Annotated in this window: 10 protein-coding genes; 5 read left to right on the forward strand and 5 right to left on the reverse strand. The window is 70.1% G+C overall.

Annotation, left to right across the window (positions count from 1 at the left end):
• Positions 1-12 precede the first annotated feature (12 nt).
• The 4 genes from PSEJ31_RS0108720 to PSEJ31_RS0108735 all read right to left on the reverse strand — a co-directional run bounded on the left by PSEJ31_RS0108720 (position 13) and on the right by PSEJ31_RS0108735 (position 6546).
• The gene (locus PSEJ31_RS0108720) at positions 13-843 is read right to left on the reverse strand and encodes an aldose epimerase (protein ID WP_028915240.1); all 831 of its coding nucleotides are present in this window, start codon (positions 841-843) and stop codon (positions 13-15) included.
• Positions 833-1852 (reverse strand): glycoside hydrolase family 43 protein, encoded by a 1020-nt coding sequence (locus tag PSEJ31_RS0108725; protein WP_028915241.1) that lies wholly within the window; start codon positions 1850-1852, stop codon positions 833-835. Before PSEJ31_RS0108725 ends, PSEJ31_RS0108720 begins: the two co-directional genes overlap by 11 nt.
• A gap of 34 nt (positions 1853-1886) precedes the next feature.
• Positions 1887-3365 carry an MFS transporter gene (locus tag PSEJ31_RS0108730; RefSeq protein WP_019397907.1) on the reverse strand — a complete coding sequence of 493 codons (1479 nt, stop codon included), beginning with the start codon at positions 3363-3365 and terminating at the stop codon, positions 1887-1889.
• Positions 3366-3672: 307 nt separating this feature from the next.
• Positions 3673-6546, reverse strand: coding sequence for a TonB-dependent receptor (locus PSEJ31_RS0108735; protein ID WP_028915242.1), 2874 nt, complete (start codon positions 6544-6546; stop codon positions 3673-3675).
• Between the two features lie 427 nt (positions 6547-6973).
• Here PSEJ31_RS0108735 and PSEJ31_RS0108740 point away from each other — a divergent pair, with 427 nt between their 5' ends.
• From PSEJ31_RS0108740 to PSEJ31_RS0108760, 5 genes are all read left to right on the forward strand, one after another.
• A complete protein-coding gene (locus PSEJ31_RS0108740; RefSeq protein WP_019397909.1) occupies positions 6974-8269 on the forward strand; it encodes an MFS transporter in 1296 nt (431 codons plus the stop codon).
• Between the two features lie 76 nt (positions 8270-8345).
• The gene (locus PSEJ31_RS0108745) at positions 8346-11207 is read left to right on the forward strand and encodes a glycosyl hydrolase 115 family protein (RefSeq protein WP_028915243.1); all 2862 of its coding nucleotides are present in this window, start codon (positions 8346-8348) and stop codon (positions 11205-11207) included.
• A 42-nt stretch (positions 11208-11249) separates the two neighbouring features.
• Positions 11250-12674 (forward strand): glucuronate isomerase, encoded by a 1425-nt coding sequence (uxaC, locus tag PSEJ31_RS0108750; RefSeq protein ID WP_028915244.1) that lies wholly within the window; start codon positions 11250-11252, stop codon positions 12672-12674.
• Between the two features lie 65 nt (positions 12675-12739).
• Entirely contained in the window at positions 12740-15445 is a 2706-nt protein-coding gene (gene galB, locus PSEJ31_RS15885; RefSeq protein WP_084220839.1) for a beta-galactosidase GalB, read from the forward strand.
• 189 nt (positions 15446-15634) lie between these two features.
• Entirely contained in the window at positions 15635-16789 is a 1155-nt protein-coding gene (locus PSEJ31_RS0108760; RefSeq protein ID WP_028915245.1) for an endo-1,4-beta-xylanase, read from the forward strand.
• Between the two features lie 9 nt (positions 16790-16798).
• Here the strand turns inward: PSEJ31_RS0108760 and PSEJ31_RS0108765 are convergent, their stop codons facing one another.
• Positions 16799-17215, reverse strand: coding sequence for a hypothetical protein (locus PSEJ31_RS0108765; protein WP_019397913.1), 417 nt, complete (start codon positions 17213-17215; stop codon positions 16799-16801).
• Positions 17216-17220: the final 5 nt, after the last annotated feature.

Raw genomic sequence — 17220 nt, forward strand, 5'->3', positions numbered from 1 at the left:
CTGCCGTCGGCCTCAGTCCCACTCCATCCGGTACCAGGCCGAGGCCTGCTGCCCCGGCTGCAGCCGCGGCGCGCCGAGGTTGAAGGCGTCGGCCGGGCCGGTCTGCGGCTCCACGCAGGTCGCATGCGCGGTGCCGTCGTACACCACCCAGTGGTCGCAGTTGGAGGACAGGCGCAGGACCTGGCCGCCCCGGTGCAGCACCACCGGCGCGGTGTTGATGAAGCAGTCGTCCCACGGCGGCGGCGCCGGCGCTACCAGCGGCAGGGTGGCGATGTGGCTCTCGTCGCGCGGGTACATCGCGCTGGGCGCGAACTCCAGCCGCTCCGGCTTGCGGAACCAGGGGTGCCAGCCGAAGGTCAGCGGCATCGCCCGCGCGCCGGCGCTCACCGCCAGCTCCAGCAACAGCGCGCGCGGCTCCAGCACGATGCGCTGGCGGGCATGGCCGCCGAACGGCCAGCGCCCGTCGTGCGGCAACTCCAGCGCCAGTTCCAGCCCATGCTGCGACTGCGCGACCACCTGCCAGGGCATGACGAAGCCGACGCCGTGGATGGCGTGGCCGCCGAGGTTGCGCGGCAGCTGGTACGCCTGGCCCTCGAACGGGAAACGGCCGTCGCGGACGCGGCCGCACCACGGCACCATCGGGTACGAGCCCCAGGCGATGGCCGCGTCCGAACCGTACTCGCCGTAGCCGACCAGCTGCTCGACGCCGTCCACCCGGATCTGGGCGACGCGGCCGCCGGCCGCCGGCGCCACGTCGATCGAGACGGCGCCGTGGGCGAGGGTCAGCAGTGGGCCGGGGGGCAGCTCGGTGAGCGGCCCCGGGAACGCGGCCTCAGCTGCCATACGGGTGCAGGGTGCGGATGCTGCCGTCGGCCTCGTAGTGCAGCTCGCTGACCTTGATCGAGCGCAGGTGGGTCACGCCGCCGGACAGCACGGAGTCGTGGTAGTACAGCCACCACTTGCCGCCGAACTCCACGATCGAGTGGTGAGTGGTCCAGCCGACCACCGGGGTGAGGATCACGCCGCGGTAGGTGAACGGGCCATACGGGTTGTCGGCCGTGGCGTAGCACAGCTGGTGGGTGTTGCCGGTGGAGTACGAGAGGTAGTACGTGCCCTGGTACTTGTGCATCCAGGGGCCCTCGAAATAGCGCCGCGCATGGTCGCCGGCCTTCAGCGGCCGGCCGGACTCGTCGAGGATCACGACCTCGCGCGGGGCCTCGGCGAACTGCTTCATGTCCGCAGACAGGCGCGCCACGCGGGCGCCCAGCGCCGGCTCGTCGTCGCCCGGCTCCTCGTGCGCGGCGTCGTAGCGGTTGTCGCGGTACTTCTGCAGCTGTCCGCCCCACAGGCCGCCGAAGTACATGTAGTACTCGCCGTCGTCGTCGCCGAACACCGCCGGGTCGATCGAATAGCTGCCCTTGATCGCCTCCGGCTCCGGCTTGAACGGGCCCTCCGGGCGGTCGCCGACGGCCACGCCGATCTGGAAGATGCCGTCGGCGCGCTTGGCCGGGAAGTAGAAGTAGTACTTGCCGTCCTTGCAGGCCGCGTCCGGGGCCCACATCTGCTTGGCCGCCCATGGCACGTCCTTCACGTGCAGGGCCACGCCGCAGTCCTCGGCCGGGGCGTCCGGGGAGGCCTGGCGGAAGACGTGGTAGTCCTCCATCTGGAAGTGGCCGCCGTCGTCGTCGAACGCGGCGCCGGTCTCGATGTCGTGCGAGGGATAGATGTACAGCTTGCCCTCGAACACGTGGGCCGAGGGGTCGGCGGTGTAGATGTGGGTCACCAGCGGCTGGGAGATGGCCTTGCCGGCCAGTTCCTTCAGCTCCGCCTCGGTGTATTCGCGGTCGGCCATTTCTCTCTTTCCCTTGTTGCTTGCGGCGGATCGGTCAGGCGGCCTGGGCGACGCGGCGTTCGGCCAGTTCGCGCTCGATCAGCGACTCCATCGGCTTGTTGATCTTGTAGAAGAACAGCAGCGCCACCGCCGCCAGGAACGGCAGCGAGCAGTACAGGCTGACCGACAGGCGGATGCCGTCGACGGTTTCCGGGGCCTGCGCCGACAGGTCGGCGTTGTAGCCGTGGTGGGCGAGGATGCCGGCGACCAGCGCGCCGCCCACGCTCAGGCCCACCTTCAGGCCGCACAGGATGGCCGAGAAGATGATCGCGGTGGCGCGGCGGTGGTTCTTCCACTCGGAGTAGTCGGCCACGTCGGCCACCATCGCCCACAGCAGCGGGATGGTGACGCCGTAGAAGAAGCCGTGGCAGATCTGCGCCAGGAACACCAGGCCGATGCGCTGCGGCGGGATCACGTAGAAGGCCAGCATGAACAGCGTGGACAGCAGCAGGAACACGCCGAACACGTCGCGCTTGCCGAAGCGGTCGGCCAGCTTCTTGGAGAAGCCGATGCCGACCACCATCAGGATGATGCCGCCGGCGTTGAACAGGCCGAACGCCGCGGTGGTGGCGTCCTCCGGCAGCTGGAAGCCGGCCAGGCCCATGCCGGTCAGCGCCGAGTTGATCCCGCCCAGCAGGGCGTAGAAGCCGATGCCGTGCAGGAAGCGCGCCATCGACGGCTCGTCGAGGTAGTACTCGAAGTAGTAGACGTAGGTGCCGCCCTTCAGCGCCAGGGTGGTGAACACCAGGATGGTCACCAGCAGCAGGATCAGCCACGGCCGGTTGGCGACCAGGTCGGCCAGGTCCTGGCGCAGCGGGGTCTTCTGCTCCTGCGCCGGCACCACGCGCTCGCGGGTGGTGAGGAAGGTGACCAGGAAGAACACGGTGCCGACCACGGCGAACAGCAGCATGGTGTTCTGGAAGCCCTGCACGCGGTCGCCGTCGCCGAGGATCAGCACCAGCGGCAGCAGCAGCGACTGCACCACCAGCTGCGCGATCATCACCGCCACGAAGCGGTAGGCCGACAGGCTGTTGCGCTGGCCCATGTCGCCGGTGAGCACGCCGCTGAGCGCCGAGTACGGCAGGTTGTTGGCCGCGTACACCAGCACCAGCAGGGTGTAGGTGGTGGCGGCGTAGATCACCTTGCCCTGCGGGCCGAGGTCCGGCGTGGTGAACGCCAGCAGCGAAAGCACGCCGAACGGGATCGCGGTGAACAGGATCCACGGCCGGAACTTGCCCCAGCGGCTGTGGGTGCGGTCGGCCAGCACCGCCACCAGCGGGGTGAACACGAACGCACCGAGCATGCCGACCACGAAGATGATGGTCGCCGCCGTCGCCGCGGGGATGCGGTAGATGTCGGTGTAGAAGAACGCCAGGAACGTCATCAGCGTCTGGAAGATCAGGTTGGCCGCCAGGTCTCCCAGGCTGTAGCCGACCTTCTCGCGTACGGTAAGGATCTCGCTGTGGCTGCTCATGCGTCCCCGGCTCGGATGCTGGATTGGAAGGTGGAAGATGCCACCCGGACTGTCTCCCCGGATGGGTGGCGGGTGCGTGCCCATTGCACGTTACCGCTACCATCGGGCTCGAAGCATACCCGAAAGGAAGGCTTGTGCCGGCCTGTCCGCGCAGGCATTGCTTGACCGCTCATGCGGCGCTTCCGCGCGGGCCTGGCGGACGCGCGCAAAAGCCTTGTTTCCAAGGGTTTTCCGCCCCCGGAAAGGACGCGGCCCACGCCGGCGCCGGAGCGCCGGGTGGGCCGCAATCCTTACTGCAGTGCAGCAATCAGAACGTGCCGCGGATGCCCACGGTGACGGTCCGGCCCGGGTCGTACAGGTCGTTCACCGCGTTCGGGAACGCGAAGTACGAACGGCGCTCCTCGCCGGTCAGGTTCAGCACGTTGAAGGTCAGCTGCGGCTGGGTCCTGATGTTCTTCAGCGTGTAGCTGGCCGACAGGTCGAGCTGGCCGCGGTCCTCGCCGTAGATCTGCGCGAACGGGATGCCCTGCTGGTTCGGGCCGGTGCCGGTGGCGCCCTCGGTCCAGGTGTAGGACAGGCGCACCGAGGCGACCTCGTTCTCCCAGTAGGCGGTGGCGTTCCACAGCGACGGGGCGACGCCGTAGACGTTGTTGGACAGCGCCTCCGCGTCGCGGCCCAGGGTCTTGATGTCCAGCTTGGTGTAGTTGGCCATGATGCCCAGGCCTTCCAGCACCACGCTCAGCGGCTGCACCCAGATCGCCTCCCAGCCGCGGATCTCCAGCTCGGCGTCGGCGTTGACCTGCTGCTGCACGTTGACCGTGGCCACGTCCGGGCCGCCGCGCGAGTTGATCGCCTGCTGCTGCGAGTCGACCAGGTCCTCGAACGGAATGCCCAGGCTGCGGAACGGACGGGTGGTCACGCCCTGGTAGGTGTAGCCCTCCACGCGCTTGTTGAAAAAGGTCAGGCCGACGAAGCCCTCGGCCCCGGTGTACCACTCGCCACCGATGTCGAAGTTGGTGGAGATGTACGGGGTCAGGTCCGGGTTGCCCTGGTTGGCCACCTGCGCCGAGATGTCGGTGAAGGTGGTCGCCGGCAGCATGGAGCTGGGGTTCGGGCGGGTCATGGTGCGCGAGGCCGAGGTGCGCAGCACCACGTTGTCGGCCACGTCCCAGGCGGCGCTGAACGAAGGCAGCCACTCGGAGTAGTCGCCGTCCAGGGTCTGCCAGAAGCGGTTGCCGCCGATGGTCACCGGGCCGCTGATCTCCTGGTCGGTGGTCACGTAGCGCACGCCGAAGTTGTAGCGCAGGCCGCGGTTCATGATCTCCGACTCGCCGTTGACCATGACGTAGGCCGCCTTGGTGGTCTCGTCGAAGCCGCCGGTGGAGCCGCCGGTGTTCGGGCCGGCCGCCTCGTCCGCCGCGTCGCGGTACTGGGCGTAGTTGGTGTCGCGCATGAAGCGCTTGTAGTCCACCGAGACGAAGCCCGCCGGGCCCGGCACGATGTAGTCGGCCAGCCTGGCGTCGTCGACCAGGTCGAAGGCGTACGGCTGCCAGCCGCTGCCGGTGTCGCCGAAGCCCTGGATGCGGCGCTTGTTGTTGTCCCACGCCACGCCGAAGCTGACGTTGTTGCGGTCGTCACCCAGCTGCAGGTCGGCGCGGAAGCCGCTGGTCTCGGTGACGCGCTTCTCGTTCTGGGCCCACACGCGGCCGCCCTCCCAGGTCCAGCCCAGGTTGGGGTCGTTGAGGTCGATGTCGGTGGTCCAGCTCGGGATGCTGCCGTTGTTGGTGTACTGCAGCGTGGTGAACGGCGAGTTGAACAGGATCGTCGGCGACTCGCGGAACATCCAGCTGCGGCTGGCGTTGGCCTGCACGTCCAGCTTGATGTTCTGGTCGGCGCCGAACCAGAAGGTCGCGCCCGGGGTCACGTGCCAGTACTTGACGTCCTCGACGTACGGGCGCGCTTCCAGGAAGAACTGGGCGTTGGTGAAGGTGGCGCTGGTGACGACGTTGTTGGCGTCCAGCTGCATGTTCAGCGGGATCATCGCGCCGTTGCGGCCGACCAGGTTCATGTCCAGGCGCTGGTTGGTGCGGTGCGCCTCGGTGTACAGCACGTCGACGTAGGCCTCGACGGTCTCGTTCGGGCGCCACTGCACCGAACCGAGGAAGGCGTCGCGGTCGCGGTCGCCGGACATGTGCACCGGACGGCCCAGGCGCGGGATCAGCGCTTCGCCGATCTGGGCGGTGCTCAGGCCCGGGTTGTTGGCCTCCAGCCAGGCGGCGTCGATCGCCTGGCCCGGGGTCAGGCCGGCGGCGATGGTGGCGGCGTTGTTCGGCACCACGTCCGGGATGCGCCAACCGTTACCACCGGTGACATTGCACGGCTGGCCGAGGGCCGGGAAGGCGGCCGGGTCGCCGCCGCTGCCGCACTGGGCGTTGGTCAGGTTCGGGTTGGTCCAGCCGATGGTCTCGTAGCCCTCCACGCCCAGCTTGCCGCGCTGCGAGGTCACGCCGGCCAGCACGCCGAAGGTGCCGTCGGCGTTGGTCCAGGAGCCAATCAGGGTGCCGCGCGGGCTGGCCTTCTCGCTGTTGTCGTTGTAGTCGGCCTGCAGCGAGTAGGTCAGGTGGGTGCCCGGCATGTCGAACGGGCGCATGTTGCGCATGTCGATCACGCCGGCGGCGCCGCCTTCCGGCAGGTTCGCGGTCGGCGACTTGTAGACCGTCAGCTGGTTGAAGAACTCGGTCGGGAAGATGTTGAGGTCGACCTCGCGGTTCTGGTTGGTCGCATCCAGGCCGATCGAGGCGGTCGCCACCGAGGCGCCGTTGATGGTGGTCTTGGTGAAGCTGTTGGGCAGGCCGCGGATGGCGACGTTCAAGCCCTCGCCGTTGACGTCGCGGTTGAGCTGGATGCCGGGCACGCGCGACAGCGACTCGGCGATGTTGGTGTCGGGGAACTTGCCGATGTCCTCGGCGAAGATCGAATCGGTGAAGCCGGTGGAGTCACGCTTGGCTTCGGTCGAGTACTGCAGGCTCTGGCGGAAACCGCGCACGGTCACCGTGTCGAGCTGGACGGCCTGCTCATCCTGGCCGGCCTCGTTGTCCTGCGCGATGGCGCCGCCGCTGGCAAGCGCCAGGCACAGCAGGCCCAGGGCGCGCGACAGTTCTGTCTTGCAAGGCTTCTTCACCGTACTCCCTCCCGTTTCTGGTGGCCGGCGGCGCGACTCAAGGGGGTGCCGCAGTCCACCGGTGTCTTTCGCTGATTGGTATGTGGGTTCCGCTACCGGGCGATATCAGTTTGAAATCGATGATACCGCTACCATGAGCGGCGGCGATGGTAGCGCCCGCTGAAGACCGTACGCAAGCGCGTGTTGGCTGAATGCGCGGATGTTGCAGCGCACGACGAAAAGCGCTGTTTTTCAAGGGACTTTTGCGGGCTCGGGATGACAGCGCTGACATCCCTGTTTTTGCGGCCGGATGCCTTGGTGATGGTTATCCCGCTGTGTTAATGATACCGATATCAATGCGGTTCACTTTCGCGGGAGGGTTTATGCTGCGCTGCAGTAAAAGACATTTTGTGTTGCGTTGCAGCAGCGCGGTGCGCGGAGGTAACCGGTGAACAAGGCCAGCCCGGCCGCCGCCGGATCCATCGGTCGCTACCGCTGGCGCGTGTGCGCCATGCTGCTGGCGGCGACCACCATCAACTACATCGACCGCCAGGTGCTGGGCGTGCTGGCGCCGTTCCTGCAGCACGAGATCGGCTGGAGCGAGCTGGAGTACGGCTACATCGTCATCGCCTTCCAGGCCGCCTACGCGATCGGCCTGCTGTGCGCCGGCGCGGTGATCGACCGCTTCGGCACCCGCATCGGCTACGCGCTGGCGATCAGCATCTGGTCGCTGGCGGCAATGGGCCACGCGCTGGCGGCCAGCGTGCTCGGCTTCATCGTCGCGCGCTTCGCGCTGGGCCTGGGCGAGGCCGGCAACTTCCCGGCCGCGGTCAAGACCGTGGCCGAGTGGTTCCCCAAGCGCGAGCGCGCGTTCGCGGTGGGCATCTTCAACGCCGGCTCCAACATCGGCGCGATCGCCGCGCCACTGATGGTGCCGGTGGTGGCCGTGGCCTGGGGCTGGCAGGCGGCGTTCCTGTGCACCGGCGTGCTCAGCGCGACCTGGCTGGCGGTGTGGCTGGCGCGCTACCGCAGTCCGGAACAGCACCCGAAGCTGTCGCCGGCCGAGCTGGCGCACATCCGCTCCGACCCGCCGGAGTCCACGGTCAAGGTGCCGTGGCTGCGGCTGCTGCGCCACCGCCAGGCCTGGTCGTTCGTGGCCGCCAAGTTCATCACCGACCCGGTGTGGTGGCTGTTCCTGTTCTGGCTGGGCAAGTTCCTCGCCTCCAAGTACGGATTGTCGCTGGCCAAGATCGGCCCGCCGATGATCGTGGTGTACCTGATGGCCGATTTCGGCAGCATCGCCGGCGGCTGGCTGGCCGGGTGCTTCGTGCGCCTGGGCTGGAACCTCAACCGCGCGCGCAAGGGCGCGATGCTTGTGTGCGCGCTGTGCGTGGCGCCGGTGGCGCTGGTGACCCAGGTCGACAACCTGTGGCTGGCGGTGGGCCTGATCGGCCTGGCCATGGCCGGCCACCAGGGCTGGTCGGCCAACGTGCTCACCCTGCCCTCGGACATGTTCCCGCGCCAGACCGTGGCCTCGGTGGTGGGCATCGGCGGCTTCGCCGGCGCGGTGGGTGGCATGGCCATGTCGCTGTTCACCGGCGCGCAACTGCAGTCCACCGGCAGCTACGGCACGATCTTCCTGATCGCGGGCTCGGCCTACGTGGTCGCGCTGCTGGTGGTGCACCTGCTGGCGCCGCGCCTGGAACCGGCCCGTTTCGAACTCCCGCGCGCGCCCGGCTCCTGAGCCGGCGCGTGCCCCACTGACGCCGCGACCGGTGCCACGTGCGCCGGCCGCGGCCGCCGATGCGAGAGAGACGTTGATGACCAAGCGACACCTTGCCCTGCTGCTGGGCGCCGTGCTCCTGATCCCGGGCGCGGTGCTCGCGCGCCAGGACTGCCGCGCCCCGGCCGCGGTGTGCGAAGCCCGCAGCGCCGGCAGCCTGCCGCTGATCGAGCGCGGCACCCCGCTACCGGTGCTGGTGGACGAGGGCGACTTCGAGGCAGTGAAGCTGGCCGCCGAGGCGCTGCGCGGCGACCTGGCGGCGGTCGCGGGGCGGCCGGCGGCGGTGGCCGCCACGCCGAAGCTGGCGATCATCGCCGGCACCCTGGGCCGCAGCCCGCGGGTCGATCGCATCGTCCGCGAACACCGGATTGATACCGGTGGCGTAAGCGGCGTGTGGGAGGCCTACCTGCTGCAGGTGGTGGAGCGGCCGGAGCCGGGCATCGAGCGCGCCCTGCTGGTGGCCGGCGCCGACCGCCGCGGCACCGCCTACGGCCTGTACGAGCTGTCGCGCCGGATCGGCGTCTCGCCCTGGACCTGGTGGGCCGACGTGCCGCCGCCCAGGCGCGCCAGCCTGCACGTCGCGCCGGGCCGCTTCGTCGACGCGCCCAAGGTGCGCTACCGCGGCATCTTCATCAACGACGAGGACCCGGCCCTGGGCGGCTGGAGCAAGGCGACCTTCGGCGGCACCAACCACCAGTTCTACGAGCGCGTGTTCCAGCTGGTCATGCGCCACAAGGCCAACTTCCTGTGGCCGGCGATGTGGCTGCCGCGCGCGTTCTACGACGACGATCCAAAGAATGCGGAAGTCGCCGACGCCTACGGCGTGGTGATCGGCACCAGCCACCACGAGCCGATGATGCGCGCGCACGACGAGTGGTCGCGCTACGGCAAGGGCCCGTGGGACTACCGCCGCAACGCGCAGGTGCTGCAGGAGTTCTGGCGCGGCGGCGTGGAGCGCCTGCAGGGACGCGAGGCGGTCGTCACCCTGGGCATGCGCGGCGACGGCGACGAGCCGATGAGCGAGGAGACCGCCACCGCGCTGCTGGAGCAGATCGTGGCCGACCAGCGCCGGATCATCGGCGAGGCCACCGGCAAGCCGGTGGAGCAGGTGCCGCAGGTGTGGGCGCTGTACAAGGAAGTGCAGGACTACTACGACAAGGGCATGCGCGTGCCCGACGACGTCACCCTGCTGTTCGCCGACGACAACTGGGGCAACATCCGCCGCCTGCCCGACCCGGCCGACAAGCGCCCCGGCGGCTACGGCGTGTACTACCACTTCGACTACGTCGGCGGCCCGCGCAACTACAAGTGGCTCAACACCACCCAGGTCGAACGCGCCTGGGAACAGATGCGCCTGGCCTGGGCCCACGGCGTGGAGCGGCTGTGGGTGGTCAACGTCGGCGACATCAAGCCGCAGGAACTGCCGATCAGCGCCTTCCTCGACCAGGCCTGGGATCCGGACGCGGCCGACCTGGAATGGATCAGGACCTACCCGGCGCGCTGGGCGGCCGAGCAGTTCGGCCCGGCGCATGCGCAGGCCATCGGTGACATCCTCACCCGCTATACCCGGCTCAACGCGCGGCGCAAGCCGGAACTGATCGACGCCGCCACCTGGAGCCTGGTCCACGACCGCGAGGCCGGGCGCGTGCTGTCCGAATGGGATGCGCTGGTGGCGCAGGTGCAGGCACTGGCGCCGAAGATCCCGGCCAGCCATCGCGACGCTTGGTACCAGCTGGTCGAATACCCGGTGCTGGCCAGCGCCAACCTCAACCACCTGCACGTGGCGGTGGCGCGCAACCGGCTCTACGCCGCCCAGGGCCGCGCTTCGGCCAATGCCTGGGCCGAACAGGCACGCAAGCTGTTCGCCCGCGACGCCGAGCTGCAGCGCGTGTACGAGCAGGAGATCGCCGGCGGCAAGTGGATCCACATGATGAGCCAGCCGCGGATCGGCTATACCCACTGGCAGTCGCCGCCGCGCAACATCCTGCCGGCGCTGGCCAGCGTCGACGCGCCGGAAAAGGGCGTGACCGGCGTGGCGGTGGAAGGCGATCCGCTGGCCTACCCCGCCCTGCTCAAGGCCCCGCGCCTGCCGGAGCTGGATCCGGTCGCCGCCCCGACCCGCGAGGTGGTGGTGTTCAACCGCGGCCAGGCGCCGATCGCCTTCACCGCCACCAGCCGCGCGCCGTGGCTGAAGGTTTCCCCGGCTTCCGGCGAAGTGGCCGACGAGCAGCCGCTCAAGCTGGAAATCGACTGGGATGCCCTGCCGGAAGGCCGCCACGAGGGCGTGGTCTACATCCGTGGCCAGGACTGGACCGAAGTCTACGTAACCGTGCCGGTGCACAAGCCGCCGCAGCATCGCGGCGCGCGCGGCTTCGTCGAGGGCGACGGCGTGGTGGCGATCGAGGCCGAGCACTACGCGCGCGCGGTGCCGCCGCCCGGCGGGCGGTGGCAGGTGATCCCCAACCTGGGCCGCACCCTGTCGGCGGTCGCCGCCTGGCCGGCCACCGGCGAACCGCTGGTGCCCGGCGGCGACGGCGCGCGCCTGGAATACCCGGTGGTGATGCACGAGGACGGCGAGGTCGAGCTGCGCGTGCTGGTCTCGCCGACCCTGGACGTGCGCAACCGCGGCGGCCTGCGCTACGCGGTCTCGGTCAACGACGAGCCGCCGCAACTGGTCAACATCCGCCTGGATCCCAGCCCCGGCGATCCGGACTTCACCGCCTGGGAAGCGGCGGTGATCGACAACGTGCACGTGGCCCGTTCCCGCCACCGCGTGCACGCCGGCGCCAACACGGTGAAGCTGTGGCTGGTCGATCCTGCGCTGGTGTTCCAGCGCATCGAGCTGGCGCGCCGGCCCATCCCCACCACCCTCGGACCCGCGGAAAGCGCGCGCCGCTGACGGCGCGCGTCCTCCACCCACCCGCATCGACACGGAAGATCCATGAGCACCACCGGCCGCCCGCTGCACCTGCACGAAGACCGCCTGTTCCCCTCCGATCCGACCCAGCGCGCGATCGCGCGCCGCCTGTATTCGCAGGTCGAGGGGCTGCCGATCATCAGCCCGCACGGGCATACCGACCCGGCCTGGTTCGCCGGCAACGCCAGCTTCGCCAACGCCACCGAGCTGCTGCTGGTGCCGGACCACTACGTGTTCCGCATGCTCTACAGCCAGGGCATCGGCCTGGACGCGTTGGGCATCCCCCGCGCCGACGGCAGCCGCGCCGCGGTCGACCCGCGCGAGGCCTGGCGCCTGTTCGCGCGCAACTTCCACCTGTTCCGCGGCACGCCCTCCTCGCTGTGGCTCAACCACGTGTTCCACGAGGTGTTCGGCCTGCGCGTGCGCCTGGACGCCGGTACCGCCGACCACTACTACGACACCATCACCGCCGCGCTGCAGGACGAGGCCTTCCGCCCGCGCGCCCTGTTCGAGCGTTTCGACATCGAGGTGATCGCCACCACCGAGGGGCCGCTGGACCCGCTGGTCCACCACCAGGCGATCCGCGACAGCGGCTGGAAGGGCAAGGTGGTGACCGCCTACCGCCCCGACGAGGTGGTCGATCCCGAGCACGAGGCGTTCGCCGCCGCGCTGGAACGCTTCGGCGCGATCACCGGCGAGGACGTGTACAGCTGGGACGGCTACCTGCGCGCGCACCGCAACCGCCGCGCCTTCTTCAGGTCGCTGGGCGCGACCTCGACCGACCACGGCCACGAGAGCGCGCTGACCGCGGACCTGTCGCGGGCCGAGGCCGAACGCCTGTTCGCGAAGATCCTCAAGGGCGGCTTCTCGCGCGAGGAAGCGGCGCTGTTCCGCGGCCAGGTGCTGACCGAGATGGCGGCCATGAGCCTGGACGATGGCCTGGTGATGCAGCTGCACCCGGGCTGCTACCGCAACCACAACCCGCTGCTGTTCGCCCGCCACGGCCGCAACGTCGGTGCCGACCTGCCGCTGGCCACCGACTACGTGCACGCGCTCAAGCCGCTGCTGGACCGCTTCGGCAACGAGCCCGGCTTCACCTTCATCCTGTTCACCCTGGACGAAAGCACCTATTCGCGCGAGCTGGGGCCGATGGCCGGCCACTATCCATGCCTCTACCTGGGCCCGGCGTGGTGGTTCCACGATTCGCCCGAGGGCATGTGGCGCTTCCGCGAGCAGACCCTCAGCACGGCCGGCTTCTACAACACCGTCGGCTTCAACGACGACACCCGCGCCTTCCTTTCCATCCCCGCGCGCCACGACGTCGCCCGCCGCATCGACTGCGCGGTGCTGGCGAAGCTGGTCGCCGAACACCGCATGGAAGAGGACGAGGCCGCCGAGGTGGTCCGCGACCTCGCCTACCGCCTGCCCAAGGAGGCCTACCGCCTGTGAACCGCATCGCCGCCATCCTGCCCGCGCGCCTTGCGCGCATTCCCGTGCTGTTCGCGCTCGCGGTCCTGCTGGCCAGCGCGCCCGCCCTGGCCGCGACCGGCCAGGAGGAAACCACCCGCACGTCGGTCCTGCTCGACAGCGGCTGGCGCTTCCACCGCGGCGATCCGCGCGGCGTCGACGGCCGGCTCGACTACGACGTGCGCCCGGTGGTGGAACGCAGCGCCGACGGCCGCGTGGCCGATGCGCGTCCGGACGAGGCGGTGCGGGTGCAGGCCGATCGCGCGGTGCTCAAGCCCTGGGTCCTGCCGACCGCGAACCGCTTCATCGCCGATCCGGCGCAGCGCCATCGCCGTCCCGCGCGCGAGCCCGACGTGGGCGACGTGCCCTTCCTGCGCGCGGATTTCGACGACAGCGGCTGGCAGCCGGTCACCCTGCCGCACGACTGGGCGATCGCGGGGCCGTTCATCGCCGACGGGCCCTATGGCGGCATGGGCCGCCTGCCCAGCTGGGGCATCGGCTGGTACCGCCGCAGCCTGGACATCCCGGCGCAGGACCAGGGCCGGCGCGTGTACCTGGACATCGACGGCGCCATGTCCTACGCCACGGTCTGGCTCAACGGCCGGCTGGTCGGCGGCTGGCCCTACGGCTACAACAGCTGGCGGGTGGACCTGACGCCCTACGTCGAGTTCGGCGCCCGCAACCAGCTGGCGATCCGGCTGGACAATCCGCCCGAATCGGCGCGCTGGTATCCCGGCGGCGGCCTGTACCGCGACGTGCGGCTCACCACCACCGCGCCGGTGCACGTGGCGCAGTGGGGCACGACCGTCACCACGCCCGAGGTCTCGGAGCGCTCGGCCACGGTGCACCTGGCGGTGGAGGTGGACAACACCACCGGTGCGCCGGTGCAGGTGCAGGTCGAAACCGAGTTCTTCGAGCTCGACGCCCAGGGCCGCCCGCAGGGCGAGGCGGTCGCGCGCATTCCGGCGGTCGGTTTCGACATCGTCGCCGGCGGCAGCACGAAGGCCACCTCGCGCGCGCAGATCGCCAGTCCGCGCCTGTGGGGCCCGCCGCCGACGCAGCAGCCCAACCTGTATCTCGCCGTGACCACCGTGCGCCGGGGCGGCCGCGTGGTCGACCGCGTCGAGACCCGCTTCGGCATCCGCGACGTGCAGTGGGATCCGGACCGCGGCGTGATCGTCAACGGCGAGCACATCGTGCTCAACGGCGTGAACCAGCACCACGACCTCGGCGCGCTGGGCGCCGCGTTCAACCGCCGCGCGGCGCAGCGCCAGCTCGAGATCCTGCGCGACATGGGCGTCAACGCCATCCGCATGGCGCACAACCCGCCCGACCCGCAGCTGCTCGAGCTCACCGACCGCATGGGCTTCCTGGTGATCGACGAGGTGTTCGACTCCTGGGAGAAGAAGAAGACCCCGCTGGATTTCCACCTGGTCTTCCCCGAGTGGCACGAGGCCGACCTGCGCGCGATGCTGCGCCGCGACCGCAACCACCCGTCGGTGATCCTGTGGAGCGTGGGCAACGAGGTCGGCGAGCAGTACGACGGCGAAGAAGGCGCGGCGATCGGCCGCCGGCTGGTGCAGATCGTGCGCGAGGAGGATCCGACCCGCCCGGCCACCGCCTCGATGAACTGGGCCAAGGCCGACATGCCCTTCCCGGCCGAGTTCGACGTGATCAACCTCAACTACCAGGGCGAGGGCATCCGCCAGGAGCCGGAGTTCGAGGGCACCGAGCGCATCCGCACGCCGCCCTCCTACCCCGCCTTCCGCGCCGCGTTCCCCGACAAGGTGATCTTCGGCAGCGAGACCGCCTCGTCGCTGAGCACGCGCGGCACCTATCTGTTCCCGGTCACGCCGCTGCAGAGCGCGCCGGTGCGCGACCACAACGGCGGCGGCGATTCGGCGCGGCAGCTGGTCAGCGCCTACGAGCTGTACGCGGTCGATTTCGGCTCCAGCGCCGACAAGGTCTTCGCCACCCTCGACCGGCACCCGTACGTGGCCGGCGAGTTCGTGTGGAACGGCTTCGACTACCTGGGCGAGCCCACGCCCTACTACAGCGCGCGCAGCTCCTACAGCGGCTTGATCGACCTGGCCGGCTTCCCCAAGGACCGCTTCTACCTCTACCAGGCGCGCTGGCGGCCGGACCTGCCGATGGCGCACATCCTGCCGCACTGGAACTGGCCGGGGCGCGAGGGCGAGGTGACGCCCGTGCACGTGTTCACCAGTGGCGACGAGGCCGAGCTGTTCCTCAACGGCGTCTCGCAGGGGCGGAAGAAGAAGGGTCCGTACCAGTACCGCCTGCGCTGGGACGAGGTGGTGTACGAACCCGGCGAACTGCACGTGCGCGTCTGGCGCGGCGGCCGCGAGTGGACCGAGGCGCGCGTGCAGACCACCGGCGCGCCCGCGCGCCTGGCGCTGGAGGCCGACCGCACGGCGATCGGCAACGACGGCCGCGACCTGTCTTTCATCACCCTGCGCGTGCTGGACGCGCAGGGGCGGGCCATCCGCAATGCAGACAGCCTGGTGCGCTTCGAGATCGAGGGCCCGGCGACGCTGGTCGCCACCGACAACGGCGACCCGCGCGACCTGACCGCCTTCCCCTCGCCCGAGCGCAGGGCCTTCAGCGGGATGGCGCTGGCGATCGTGCGCGCCGTCCCGGGGCAGTCCGGTACCGTGCGGGTGGTGGCCCGGTCCGAAGGCCTGGAGCCGGCGACGGTCGAGCTTCGGGTCGGCGACGATGGCGAGCCCAGGTAGGTTCGCGCGCACCCGCCGGGGCCCCCCACCCCCGTGGGAGCGCCTCTGGGCGCGAATGCCGTTCGCGTGCGAGCGCCGTGGCTGCCGGGTGCCGCCACGCGCCGTACCCGTTGCGGCCGGCCGCGACCCAAGGTAGTGATATCCCGCCGCCGCACCGACGCCTGCGCATCCCCCTTCGACGGAGATCCCATGAACAAGCGCAACGCCTTCCACGTCCTCGCCGCCGCGGTGCTGGCGGCCGCGTCCACCGCCCTCGCCGCCCCGCCGCCACAGGCGCTCAAGGATGTGTACGCCGACGCCTTCCTCGTCGGCACCGCGATGAATGCGGACATGGTTTCGGGCAAGGATGCGCGCGCGCAGGCGCTGGTGCCCCTGCACTTCAACGCCATCACCGCGGAGAACGCGATGAAGGCCGAGGAACTGCATCCCGAGCCCGGCACCTGGGACTTCGCCGACGCCGACGCCTTCGTCGAGTTCGGCCAGCGCCACGGCCTGTTCATGGTCGGCCACACCCTGGTCTGGCACAACCAGACGCCGGCCTGGTTCTTCCAGGACGACGACGGCGCGCCCGCCGGACCGGCCGTGATGCGCGAGCGCATGCGCGACTACATCCATACCGTGGCCGGCCGCTATGCCGGCAAGGTGCAGGCCTGGGACGTGGTCAACGAACAGATCGGCGAGGACGGCCAGTACCGCGACACGCTGTGGACCCGCGCCTACGGCGGCGACGGCGACGCCCTGCTGCGCGACGCCTTCCGCTTCGCCGCCGAGGCCGCGCCCGACGCCGAGCTCTACTACAACGACTTCAACGCCTGGCGCCCGGAAAAGCGCGACGGCATCGTGCGCATGGTCAGGATGCTGCAGGAGCACGGCATCCGCATCGACGGCGTCGGCATCCAGGGCCACTGGGGCCTCAACTACCCCTCGCTCACCGAGATCGAGGCTGCCATCGACGCCTACCACGCCGCCGGGGTCAAGGTGATGGTCACCGAGCTGGACGTGGACGTGCTGCCGCTGACGAAGGAAGGCCAGATCATCGGCCAGTGCATGCTGCACCCGCAGTTCCAGCTGCCCGAGTTCAAGCGCTTCCTCGACCCGTACCGCGAAGGACTGCCGGACGAAGTGCAGCGCCAGCTGGCCGACCGTTACGCCGAGCTGTTCGCGCTGTTCCACCGCAAGCGCGACAAGCTGGCGCGGGTGGCGGTGTGGGGCATCGCCGACGACATGTCCTGGAAGAACGGCTACCCGATCCCCGGCCGCACCAACTACCCGCTGCTGTTCGACCGCCAGCGCCAGCCCAAGCCGGCGTTGGAGGCGGTGCTGCGGGTGCCGCAGGGCAGGTAGGCGCCGCGCTCAGCCTTCCCCGCCGGCCTGCCCGGGCTGGCAGCGCAGCGGATGCGCCCAGCCCCCGGCCTTGACCACGGCGATGCGGTCGGCCGGATCGAAGGCCACGAGGATGTCGCGCTCGCGGTCCGGTCCGCCATGGGGATCGGACCACGGCAGCCGGCGCGCGGCGATCACCAGGAACGGCGAGGTCGCCAGCACCCGCCCGGTGCCGTCCCAGCAGCCGGTGTAGGCGCACAGCGACAGGCCGCCATCGCTGGCGAAGGCCAGGTCCATGGGGGTGAACTCGCCCTTGTTGGCGGCGCTGCAGCCATCCTCCAGGCAGGTCACCTCCACGTCGTTGAAGCAGCGCCAGGTGTCGGCGCGGGCGCCGCCGCAGGCCAGGCCCAGCACCAGCGCGGCCAGCGCGCACATGGACTTGCGCATGCATC

The organism is Pseudoxanthomonas sp. J31, assembly GCF_000510725.1.
GTDB lineage: Bacteria > Pseudomonadota > Gammaproteobacteria > Xanthomonadales > Xanthomonadaceae > Pseudoxanthomonas.

Bases quoted from the DNA above. Each gene is read 5' to 3' on its own strand.
- uxaC (WP_028915244.1), top strand. From the start codon at position 11,250: ATGAGCACCACCGGCCGCCCGCTGCACCTGCACGAAGACCGCCTGTTC.
- PSEJ31_RS0108760 (WP_028915245.1), top strand. From the start codon at position 15,635: ATGAACAAGCGCAACGCCTTCCACGTCCTCGCCGCCGCGGTGCTGGCG.
- PSEJ31_RS0108765 (WP_019397913.1), bottom strand. From the start codon at position 17,215: ATGCGCAAGTCCATGTGCGCGCTGGCCGCGCTGGTGCTGGGCCTGGCC.
- PSEJ31_RS0108745 (WP_028915243.1), top strand. From the start codon at position 8,346: ATGACCAAGCGACACCTTGCCCTGCTGCTGGGCGCCGTGCTCCTGATC.
- PSEJ31_RS0108720 (WP_028915240.1), bottom strand. From the start codon at position 843: ATGGCAGCTGAGGCCGCGTTCCCGGGGCCGCTCACCGAGCTGCCCCCC.
- PSEJ31_RS0108725 (WP_028915241.1), bottom strand. From the start codon at position 1,852: ATGGCCGACCGCGAATACACCGAGGCGGAGCTGAAGGAACTGGCCGGC.
- PSEJ31_RS0108730 (WP_019397907.1), bottom strand. From the start codon at position 3,365: ATGAGCAGCCACAGCGAGATCCTTACCGTACGCGAGAAGGTCGGCTAC.